Origin of the sequence: Asticcacaulis sp. (genome assembly GCF_020217185.1) — a bacterium.
Taxonomy (GTDB): Bacteria; Pseudomonadota; Alphaproteobacteria; order Caulobacterales; family Caulobacteraceae; genus Asticcacaulis.
Genome location: NZ_JAIWNX010000194.1, coordinates 1 through 10,000, shown reverse-complemented (window position 1 = coordinate 10,000; position 10,000 = coordinate 1). Strand labels below are relative to the sequence as shown.

At 61.6% G+C, this 10,000-nt stretch carries 10 protein-coding genes; 5 read left to right on the top strand and 5 right to left on the bottom strand.

What is annotated here, in order from left to right:
• The coding region (locus LDL37_RS09610) for a 3'-5' exonuclease (RefSeq protein ID WP_290797316.1) at positions 1-478 on the top strand (478 nt) is incomplete at its 5' end.
• On the opposite strand, the gene LDL37_RS09605 is transcribed toward LDL37_RS09610, so the two are convergent.
• Both LDL37_RS09605 and LDL37_RS09600 read right to left on the bottom strand, forming a co-directional pair.
• Positions 465-1,301 carry a methyltransferase domain-containing protein gene (locus tag LDL37_RS09605; RefSeq protein ID WP_290797313.1) on the bottom strand — a complete coding sequence of 279 codons (837 nt, stop codon included), beginning with the start codon at positions 1,299-1,301 and terminating at the stop codon, positions 465-467. The genes LDL37_RS09610 and LDL37_RS09605 overlap by 14 nt on opposite strands.
• 85 nt (positions 1,302-1,386) lie before the next feature.
• A complete protein-coding gene (locus LDL37_RS09600) occupies positions 1,387-1,923 on the bottom strand; it encodes a protoglobin domain-containing protein (RefSeq protein ID WP_290797310.1) in 537 nt (178 codons plus the stop codon).
• Positions 1,924-2,109: 186 nt separating this feature from the next.
• Here LDL37_RS09600 and LDL37_RS09595 point away from each other — a divergent pair, with 186 nt between their 5' ends.
• Positions 2,110-3,246, top strand: a complete 1,137-nt coding sequence (locus LDL37_RS09595; RefSeq protein WP_290797307.1) for a serine hydrolase domain-containing protein — start codon at positions 2,110-2,112, stop codon at positions 3,244-3,246.
• Positions 3,247-3,376: 130 nt separating this feature from the next.
• Here the strand turns inward: LDL37_RS09595 and rarD are convergent, their stop codons facing one another.
• The 3 genes from rarD to LDL37_RS09580 form a co-directional block, all read right to left on the bottom strand.
• Positions 3,377-4,294, bottom strand: coding sequence for an EamA family transporter RarD (rarD, locus tag LDL37_RS09590; protein ID WP_290797305.1), 918 nt, complete (start codon positions 4,292-4,294; stop codon positions 3,377-3,379).
• A 449-nt stretch (positions 4,295-4,743) separates the two neighbouring features.
• A complete protein-coding gene (locus LDL37_RS09585; RefSeq protein WP_290797302.1) occupies positions 4,744-5,772 on the bottom strand; it encodes an aspartate-semialdehyde dehydrogenase in 1,029 nt (342 codons plus the stop codon).
• Positions 5,773-5,945: 173 nt separating this feature from the next.
• Positions 5,946-6,359, bottom strand: a complete 414-nt coding sequence (locus LDL37_RS09580; RefSeq protein WP_290797299.1) for a response regulator — start codon at positions 6,357-6,359, stop codon at positions 5,946-5,948.
• A 153-nt stretch (positions 6,360-6,512) separates the two neighbouring features.
• On the opposite strand from LDL37_RS09580, the gene LDL37_RS09575 reads away from it, so the two are divergent.
• The 3 genes from LDL37_RS09575 to LDL37_RS09565 all read left to right on the top strand — a co-directional run.
• Positions 6,513-7,430, top strand: a complete 918-nt coding sequence (locus LDL37_RS09575) for an NAD(P)/FAD-dependent oxidoreductase (RefSeq protein ID WP_290797297.1) — start codon at positions 6,513-6,515, stop codon at positions 7,428-7,430.
• A 113-nt stretch (positions 7,431-7,543) separates the two neighbouring features.
• Positions 7,544-8,656 (top strand): cell division protein ZapE, encoded by a 1,113-nt coding sequence (gene zapE / locus LDL37_RS09570; RefSeq protein WP_290797294.1) that lies wholly within the window; start codon positions 7,544-7,546, stop codon positions 8,654-8,656.
• 99 nt (positions 8,657-8,755) lie between these two features.
• A partial coding sequence (locus tag LDL37_RS09565) for an alkaline phosphatase (protein ID WP_290797290.1) occupies positions 8,756-10,000 on the top strand: 1,245 nt, incomplete at its 3' end.

Sequence of the window (10,000 nt, the reverse complement as noted above, 5' to 3'; positions counted from 1 at the left end):
GGCGGCCTATGAGCGCGTCACCGAGATCGGCGCGGTCAAAATCCGCAATGGCGAGATCATCGACACCTGGCAAAGCCTGATCAATCCCGAACGCCGCATCCCGCCCTTCATCACCGAACTGACCGGCATCAGCAATGCGATGGTCAGGGACGCCCCGCGCTTTGCCGACATCGCCGACGCCTTGGACGCCTTTCTGAAAGGCACGGTCTTCGTCGCCCACAATGTCAATTTCGACTACGGCTTCCTGTCAGCGGAATATCGGCGGCTGGAACGCCCCTTCCGTTATCCCAAGCTGTGTACCGTGGCGTCGATGCGACGGCACTTTCCGGGCCTGGCGGCCTACGGACTGGGGCCGCTGTCGCGTGAGTTTGGCATTGAGCTGACCAACCATCACCGCGCCCTGTCGGACGCGATGGCGGCAGCGGAATTGCTGAAAATGGTCAATGCGAAGCGGCTGTCTGCCGTTACGGCTTTTTGAACTTCAGCGTCATGCGGTCGGATTCACCAATCGCATCAAACTGCGCGCGTTGTTCGGGCGTCAGGGCGGCGTCGCCCTTGCCACTGCTGCGGATGGGTTTCAGCGTCCACACGCCAAACGGATGGTCATGATCATCCTTCGGATTGGCGTTGATCTCGCTCTTGCCGGCCAGCACGAAGCCCGCCTTTTTCGCCGCTTCAATGACATAGCTTTCCGGCACATAGCCCGTCCCGGCCTTGGGGTCTGAGCCTTCCGACGCGCGATGCTGCTCGACCGCCAGAATGCCACCGGGCTTCAGCGCCTTGAAGGCGGCCTCCAGATGACGCTCGGTCGCCCCATCCTGACGCGCCCAGTTGTGGAAGGCGCGCGCGATCAGCACCAGATCGGCCTTACCTGCCGGCAGGGCGTCGAGCGTGGAGGCGCTGACCTCGCCATAGATCGACTTGTCCGCTACCTCGGCCCAGAAGGCGGCATCATTGGTGTTGTTCATCACACCGGTGTAGCGCCCTTTGGTTTTATGGGCGTAGGGGGCCAGGATTTCCGTCCACCAGCCTTTGGCACCGGGATAGAATTCGACAATATCGGCGCCGGGCTTGAGACCCCAGAAGGCCAGCGCCTCTGCCGGGTGGCGGTACTGATCGCGCGCCTTGTTTTCCGGTGTACGCCACGCGCCGTCGATGGCGGCTTTCAGCGCCGCATCCGGGGCCTTGGCGTGGGCTTCGTGATGGTCGTGGCCTTCGTGGGCCAGAACGGGCGTGACGGCCCCCAGGCTGAGGGCGCCGGTCGCGGCGATAAGGGCGGTAAGGGTGCGGGCAGGGCGCATGGAAGTCCTCCTGTGATGGACGACCAAGGTGCGGCGAATTGTGGCCTTTTTGCGGCAACGCCCCAAGGCTATCGTTTGCACACGCTCAGATAAAAACGCTCGACGACTGATCGACATAGACGCTCATGGCGCATTCCAGATCATAGATGACCAGCCGCGTCAGATGCCGGATCAGAATGGCTACGGCCTGCGCTTCGGCGTCCGGATAGGTGGCGCTATAGGTCTCCATGATGGCGGCACACAGATGGTCCAGAATCAGGCTGTAGCCAGCTATGTGCAGCTTGGGCGACAGGCCGATGCGGAAATGCGCCTCCCCCACCCGCGCCACCGAGGCCGAATAGACGTCGTCAAATTCCGCCGACAACACGCAGTCCCAGTGCCTTAACTGACCGCTGATCAGCCGCGCGGTCCGCTCCTCACCGCCGAAAAAATCGTCCAGTTCCGGAAAGCGCCCCAGATGCGCGTAGAAGCGTTCCAGACACGCCGGCAGCAGGTCCATCAGATACGCCCGGTGCGCCCGCACGTTTCGGCACATATCCCCGTCTATGCCATAAAGCGCCAGACGGCGTGCCCCGACCAGCGGGTCGTGCAGGGCGGTGGCGGAAAAGAAAGAAGCTGACATGCGGGTACTCCAGACAGGATGGTGAGCCGCACAGCCTGTACCCAATTGTTTAATCAGCGCCCAAGGACAGGCAAAAACCGCCTGCGTCATGGTGTCACGCTACCGCCCCAGCCTTTCCATGACGGCCATTGCCCTTAGCCAGCCGCCCCCCTATAACCATAAGCCTATGCTTCGGAGTCCCGCCTTATGACCGAAATCCACGGCACCGCCCCCGCCCGCTTCGCCGCCGTCAAGGACCGCTTTGCCCGGCATTTTGCCGAAGGCCCGGACGGTCTGAGCGAAAAGGGCGCGCGTTTCACCGTGGTGCAGGCGGATGAGGTCATTCTCGACCTGTGGGGCGGGGTGAAAAACCGCGAAGGCACCGAAGCCTTCACCGAAACCACTCTGACACCGGTCTTTTCCTCGACCAAGGCCGTGACCGCCCTGATGATCGCGCGGCTGGTCGATCAGGGGAAGCTCGACTACGCCTATAAGGTCTCGGTGCTGTGGCCGGAGTTTGGCCGTAAGGGCAAGGAGAACATCACGCTGGGGCAGCTGATCTCGCATCAGGGGGGGCTGTCGGGGTTCAGCCCGCCGATTGATCCGACCACCTGGTTCGACATTCCGGCCCTGCTGGAGGCCCTGTGCGATCAGGCGCCGCTGTGGACGCCGGGCGAAGGCTCCGGCTATCACCCCATCACCATCGGCTATCTGCTGGGGGAAATCTTTCGTCGCGCCGATGGTCGCACGCTGGGGACGGCGCTGCGCGAAGACATCGCCACGCCGTTCGGGCTCGACCTGATGATCGGCACGCCGGACAGCGAGTTTTCCCGTATCTCGGAAATGTGGAAACCTACGCGCGCCCCGGACCTCGGCCCGCTGGATGCGATCAAACAGGCCGCCTTCCTCGACAAGGGCTCCTCACCGGCCGGGCGCGGCTCAGCCGACTGGCGGCGCATGGAAATCCCGTCGGCCAATGGCCATGCTACGGCCGAGGCTCTGGCCCTGCTGATGCAGGTGGTGGCCAATGGCGGTACGCTGATGGGGCAGCCGCTGTTGTCGGAAAAGACGCTGAACGACGCCACCAAGGAGCGGGTTTTCGGGCGCGACCGCGTCCTGCCGTTCGACCTGTCGTGGGGCGCGGGCTTCCTGCGCAATCGCGGCATCGGCATCTATGGCCCCAATGCCCGCGCCGTCGGCCATTCGGGCTGGGGTGGGTCGTGCGTAATGGCCGACCCGGACAAGCGCCTCAGCATCGCCTATGTGATGAGCCGTCAGTCGCACTACCTGATCGGCGATCCCCGTCCAGTCGGGTTGATCAATGAGGTGTACGCAGCACTGTAAGCCCGACTGGACAAAGCACAGAAAGTCCGGTCGGGCTGATTAATGAGGTGTACGCAGCGCTAAACTAAGCGTCCCCCCTGATATCAGGGGGGATACCGCCGGAATCGGCGGAGGGGGGTTATCCCCCGCTTTACCCCACCCGCATCTGTCTGGCGCGACGCCACGCCCCAAAGGCAAACACCCCTGCGCCGAACCAGATAAAGGCGAAGGACAGCGCCCGTAGCGGCGTGAACAACTCGCCCTGAAACAGGCCGATCATGAAGGCAATGGTCGGGGCCATGAACTGAATAAAGCCCATCGTCGAAAGCGGCAGACGACGCGCCACGTAGGAAAATAGGAACAGAGGCAACACCGTCACCGGCCCGGTCAGGGCGAACCAGAAGGCGTGCGACAGGCCGCCGAAGAAGTGCCCCTGCCCCGTCCCTTCGAACCACACCAGATAGAGGATCGATGGTACAAACAGGAAGACGCATTCAACAAACAGCCCGGCCAGAGCCGACACGGCCAGTTGCTTGCGGATGATGCCATAGGTGGCAAAGGACAGGGCCAGAGTGAGCGCGATGTAGGGAATATGGCCAAGCGCCAGCGCCTGAATCCCTACCCCGACGATGGCCAGACCGATGGCCGCCTTGCCCCAGTTATCAAGGCGCTCCTTGAACAGGATCGCCCCCGCCGCCATGTTCAGCAGCGGGTTGAGATAGTAGCCCAGCGCCGACTCGATGGTGTGGTGGTTGGTCACCGCCCACACAAAGACGCCCCAGTTAATGGCGATCATCAGCGCCGCCACGAGCAGGGTGAGCGCCACCTTCGGCGTGCGGACGATGGTCAGCACTTCCGGAAACTGCCGGGTGATCAGCACCAGCCCGCCCGACCAGATCAGCGCCCATACCGATCGGTGCGCCATGATCTCCAAAGCGCCCGCGCCAAAGTCTTTCATCGGCAGATAGACGAGCGGCGCAAAGCCCCAGACGGCATAGCACAGTATGGCCAGACCGATGGGCGAAGCGAAAAACGGCTGAGACGGTGTCGTCGGCGTAGAGGTCGTCATGGAAACATCCAATCACTGTTCTTTACCTCCCCAATTTATTGGGGAGGGGGACCGCACGACGCAGCGCTGGCGCTGCTAGATGCGGTGGTGGGGGCTCGGAGTGTGCCAACACACCCGGTGCCCGTTAAAACCTACGCGAGCCCCCCTCCGTCTGGCCTTTGGCCAGCCACCTCCCCCGGCACGCCGGGGGAGTAAAGAGACGTGTTGGTTTCAGTTTTTACTTCTTAGAGCGGAATGATTTCTAGTGGAATCATTCCGCTCAAGCCGCCATTGAGGCGGCGGCCAAGGTGGCAAAGCCACCGCCCGGCGAGGGGCTAAACAAAAGCTGGATCATTATGTTTCTACCAGAAACCATAATGATCTAGCGCCACAGCATGACGCGGCAACGAAAAAACCGGCGGAACCCTAGGGGTCCGCCGGTCTAAAGGATCACTTTGCGTTAGTGATCTTTAGGCTGTGACTGGCGTGATAACCCCGCGTTCGTCGAGAAGCTGTGCGATCTGCACGGCATTGAGCGCCGCGCCTTTGCGCAGATTGTCCGATACGCACCAGAAGGCGAGTCCGTTCGGCACGGACGGATCGTTGCGCAGGCGCGAAATGAAGGTGTCGAATTCCCCGACACACTCCTTCGGCGTCACGTAACCGCCGTTTTCGCGCTTATCGACCACGGCGATGCCGGGGGCCTCGCGCAGGATTTCGCGGGCTTCGGCCTCATCCAGCGGGTTTTCAAACTCGACATTGATCGATTCGGAGTGGCCGACAAACACCGGCACGCGTACGCAGGTGGCGAAGACTTCGATATCGGGGTCGAGGATCTTCTTCGTCTCGACCTTCATCTTCCACTCTTCCTTGGTCTGACCGTCTTCCATGAAGACGTCGATGTGCGGAATGACGTTGAAGGCGATGGGCTTGGTGAACTTTTTGGGCTCGGTTTCGCCCAGGCCATAGACGGCCTTGGTCTGATCCCACAGCTCATCCATACCGGCCTTGCCGGCTCCGGCCACCGACTGATAGGTCGAGACGACGACGCGCTTGATGCGCGCGGCATCATGCAGCGGCTTCAGCGCCACCACCATCTGGATGGTTGAGCAGTTGGGGTTGGCGATGATGTTCTTCTTCTTGCAGTCCCAGACGGCGTCGGGATTCACTTCCGGCACGATCAGCGGCACATCCGGGTCCATGCGCCAGGCCGACGAATTGTCGATGACGATCGGACCTTGCTTGCCGATCTTTTCCGACCACGCCTTCGACACGTCACCACCGGCCGACATCAGCACGATATCGACCTTGGAGAAGTCGAACTGCTCCAGGTCTTCGCAACGCAGGGTGCGGTTGGCAAAGCTCACCTCAACGCCCAGCGATTTGCGCGACGCCACGGCGTAGATGTCCTTGATCGGAAAATCCACCTCTTCGAGCGTGGCAAGCATCTCACGGCCAACAGCGCCGGTGGCGCCGACAACGGCGACACGATAGGTCATCGGAAAACTCCAAAACTGAGTGAGGTTGGCGCAAATAAACAAAAAGGCATCGCGCCGGTGGCGCGTGCCTTATCAGAGAAAGCCAGAGGGGAAAACGTCTTTTTTTCTGTGCCCTCAACTCAATCAGACTTATGTGACGCCTGACTGAGTTGCTGGTTTCTTTTGAGATTATTTCAGGCGTGCGCCGCCATGCCGCCCGGATAGGAGGGCGTGGTCGGCATGTGGCGGATACGATCCAGCGCCGACAGCAGGGCTTCGCGGGTAAAGGGCTTGGGCAACAGGCCATCGCCGCCAACGGTCTGGCTGACTTCGCGCAGACGTGCCTGTTCCTTACCGGTCAGAAAGAGGATGGGGGTATGGCCCAGATTATGACCCTGCTCGATCTGACGGATTTCACGCACCGCCTCGATACCGGACATGACGGGCATTTCAACGTCCATCAGAATGGCGTCGTATTCGGAGATTTCATAGGCTTCGACGGCTTCGCGCCCATTGGCGGCAAAATCCACATCCATACCTGTGGGGGACAGGACGCAATCCATCATCTTACGCAGTGCGGAATTGTCCTCAACGCATAACAGTCTCATCTGGGTACGCTCCTCCGGAACTGTCTCTTCTCACGAAACATGCTCCCATGTTACAGTTTATTTCATACAAGTCCTATCAATTCCCTAACGGGTACTGATAAATTTATCGGCAAAATCCTTGCCAGATAAGTGATTTCGCCGCTTTATAGCCGCATGACCGCCGCATTCCCGTCCTTCACGAATTCTTCCGATGACGGAGCCTTCGAAGCCATTGTCATTGGCGGCGGCCCGGCGGGGTGCGCCTGCGCCCTCTGGTTGCATAAGCTGGGGGTTCGCGCACTGCTGGTTGAGGCCAGCGACGCGCTGGGCGGTCTGCAAAGGCGCAGCCCCTACGAAAATTTGTGGATTCCCGGCCTTATGGGCCACACCGGTGAAGAGGTGGCCGGTGCCCTGCATCGCCATGTCCATGCCATCGGCGTGCCCTGTCAGCTCAACAGCCGCGTAAGCCGCATCGAAGCCGCCGATGGCGGATTCAGGCTTCGGGTCGAAGGCGAGGCTGTACGCGGACACTACGGGACACAACATCTGGTAATCGCTACGGGGACGCAACCGGTGAGAGGACACTTCCAACCGGCGCACAATGTCGCCGTCGGACCCGGTTATCCTATGGAAAACCTGGAGGTGCGCAATTGTAAAATTGCGATACTGGGCGGCGGCGATAATGCCTTTGACCAGGCCCGATTTGTGCTGCAACGCGGCGCAAAATCGGTGACGATTTTCTCTCGCACGCCCCCGCGGGCTCAGCCCGGACTTCAGGCACTGATCCCGGAGGCCAAGGTGCGCATTGGCCCCTACACCGCCGATCAGGCACGCATGACCATCAATGGAGAGGTCTTCGATGCCTTTGGCGTCATGTATGGCTTTGCGGCGCAACTGCCTGACGGCCTGCCTCAAGACCTTGAGTTGAAAAATGAAAACGGTTTCATCGCGGTGAACCGGCAGGGCGAGACGGTCGTTTCCGGTCTGTGGGCCTGTGGTGAGGTGACTGACTACTGGCACCCGTGCGTGACCACCTCGGCGGCGCATGGCATTCAGGTCGCCAAGCAGATTTCACTATGCCTTGGGCGCTAAAGGGGCGCGGCGTCATTTACGCTTATGCAGCATTTTTTTAACCGCAAACCCACACTTGTCTGCTAGTTTGGGCGGCACATCTGTTTATCACAATTTCGTGACACTTTCGCCTGATGCCCGGTTCCGTCAAATCCGCCTACAAGCAACTGATCAAATCGGGTCAGATCGCCGCCGATCCGGGGCAGGCCGAGGCCGTGGACGTGTTGTCGAAGCTGGAGCGGACCTTGCGTGACAGTGCCGGCTTCTGGCAGGGGCTGTTTGGCGGCGCGCAGTGTTACGGCCTGTACCTATGGGGACAGCCGGGGCGCGGCAAGTCCATGCTGATGGACCTCTTTTACGAACACGTCGCCTTTGAGCCTAAGCGCCGCATCCACTTCCACGCCTTTATGGCCAAGGTGCATGAGCTGGTGCAGGTGTGGCGTCAGGGCGATGCGAAAGAACGCCAGTCCGTTTTTGGCACGTCGAAGGGCGATGATCCGGTGGCCCCGGTCGCCCGACTGATCGCCAGAGAGTCGAAGCTGCTCTGTTTCGATGAGCTTCAGGTGACCGATATCGCCGACGCCATGATTCTGGGACGACTGTTTGAGGCTCTGTTTGCGCAGAAGGTCACCATCGTCATCACCTCCAACCGCGCGCCCGAAGCCCTGTACAAGAACGGCCTCAACCGCGACCTGTTCGTGCCCTTCATCGACATGATCCGCCGCCAGATGACGGTACACGAGGTCAGGGGGCCAAAGGATTTCCGTCTGGATCGCCTGAGAGGCGCGCGCGTCTATTTCACGCCGGACGATGCTGCGTCCGAAGCCGCCTATGACGTCCTGTGGCGCGACATGGTCGGGCCGGGCAAGGCGGTCGCCACCACGCTGAGCGTCAATGAACGCAAGCTGACACTGAAACGCACCTGCGGGCCGCTGTTGCGCGCCAGCTTTGCTGAGCTGTGCGCCGAAAATAACGGTCCGGCGGACTATCTGGCCATTGCCGAACGCTTCACCACCATCTTTATCGACCATATCCCACAACTGGGACCGGAAAAGCGCAACGAAGCCAAACGCTTCGTCACCCTGATCGACGCGCTATATGAGGCCAACACCAAGCTGGTGGTGCTGGCCGCCGCTGAGCCAGCCGCCCTTTATCCAGCGGGCGATGGGGCGTTTGAGTTTGAGCGCACCGTGTCCCGCCTTGAGGAAATGCGCTCGCAGACCTATCTCGAAAAAGTCGCCGACTGACCTTTTTTCTGTCACCTGACTGTCATGGGCAGCCGTTACAGGCACGGCCATTGTCGGTCCACCTATCTTCCGGGGCCGTCGCTTTCAGGGGCCCCTGCCATGTCCGTCCGCGTCCTCAGCCTGATTTTCGCCACGCTCAGCCTGCCGCTGTCCGCTATTGCGCAAACCGCGCCGGCTCCCCTGCCCGCCACACGTGACCTGACGCAGGACGCTGGTTTCAAAGCACAGCAGGCCGCCATCGAGGCCGCCGCCGCCCAGATGCCCAATACGGGCCGCGCCAAAAACGTCATCCTGTTTATCGGCGACGGCATGGGCATCAATTCGGTCACCGCCGGACGCATACTGGCCGGGCAGGTGCGCGGTCAGGACGGGGCCAGCTACGTGTTGTCATTCGAAGCCCTGCCCTATACGGCCTTCTCCAAGACCTATTCGACCAATAATCTGGTCACCGACTCCGCCAATGGCATCTCGGCCATCACCACCGGCGTCAAGACGATCAACGGCGCCATCGGCGTGACCGGTGATGTGAAGAGCAAGAGTTGCGACGGCGTCGCGGCCGCCCGCGTCCTGACCATCGCCGAACAGGCCAAGCTGTCGGGCCGCTCGGCCGGCGCCGTCACCACTTCCGGTATTACGGACGCGACCCCCGCCGGCACCTTTGGCCACACCTCGACGCGCAACTGGCGCTCAGACGCCGACCTGCCGCCCGAAGCGGTGGCGGCGGGCTGCACGGATCTGGCCCGGCAACTGGTGCAGGCCCCGGCGGCGCTCCGCCTTGACGTCGCCATGGGCGGTGATCTCGAAGACTTTCTGCCCGTGACCGCCGGCGGCGTGCGCAAGGACGGGCGCGACCTGACGTCTGAGTGGAAGGCGCAAAAAGACGCCGCCGTCCTGACCGGCAAGGCGCAGCTTGCGGCGCTGAACACCAAAACCGCCGGTCCGGTTCTGGGCCTGTTCAGCAAGGGCGACCTGCCCTCGCCGCTCGATAAGCCGCAGGACGTGCCGGGTCTCGATGAGATGACCGCAAAGGCCATCGACCTCCTGTCGCGCAATGACAAGGGCTACTTCCTGCTGGTCGAATCCGCCTCGATCGACAAATGGCATCACAAGAATGACGCCCACCGCGCCCTGCACGATGTCGATGAACTGGCCAAGGCGGTGAGCGTTGCCTTGGCCAAGACCGACCCCAGGGATACGCTGATCCTGATTACCGCTGACCACAGCCACGGCCTGACCCTGTCAGGCTACGCGCCGCGCGACGGGCGCATCGACGGCGTGTCCGGTCAGGGCGACAAGGCCTATCCGCTGCTCAGCTACGCCACCGGCCCCGGCGGCGAACACGCG

Coding starts and splice junctions, on each gene's coding strand:
- zapE (WP_290797294.1), top strand. CDS start 7,544: ATGCCCGGTTCCGTCAAATCCGCCTACAAGCAACTGATCAAATCGGGT.
- rarD (WP_290797305.1), bottom strand. CDS start 4,294: ATGACGACCTCTACGCCGACGACACCGTCTCAGCCGTTTTTCGCTTCG.
- LDL37_RS09575 (WP_290797297.1), top strand. CDS start 6,513: ATGACCGCCGCATTCCCGTCCTTCACGAATTCTTCCGATGACGGAGCC.
- LDL37_RS09605 (WP_290797313.1), bottom strand. CDS start 1,301: ATGCGCCCTGCCCGCACCCTTACCGCCCTTATCGCCGCGACCGGCGCC.
- LDL37_RS09595 (WP_290797307.1), top strand. CDS start 2,110: ATGACCGAAATCCACGGCACCGCCCCCGCCCGCTTCGCCGCCGTCAAG.
- LDL37_RS09600 (WP_290797310.1), bottom strand. CDS start 1,923: ATGTCAGCTTCTTTCTTTTCCGCCACCGCCCTGCACGACCCGCTGGTC.
- LDL37_RS09580 (WP_290797299.1), bottom strand. CDS start 6,359: ATGAGACTGTTATGCGTTGAGGACAATTCCGCACTGCGTAAGATGATG.
- LDL37_RS09585 (WP_290797302.1), bottom strand. CDS start 5,772: ATGACCTATCGTGTCGCCGTTGTCGGCGCCACCGGCGCTGTTGGCCGT.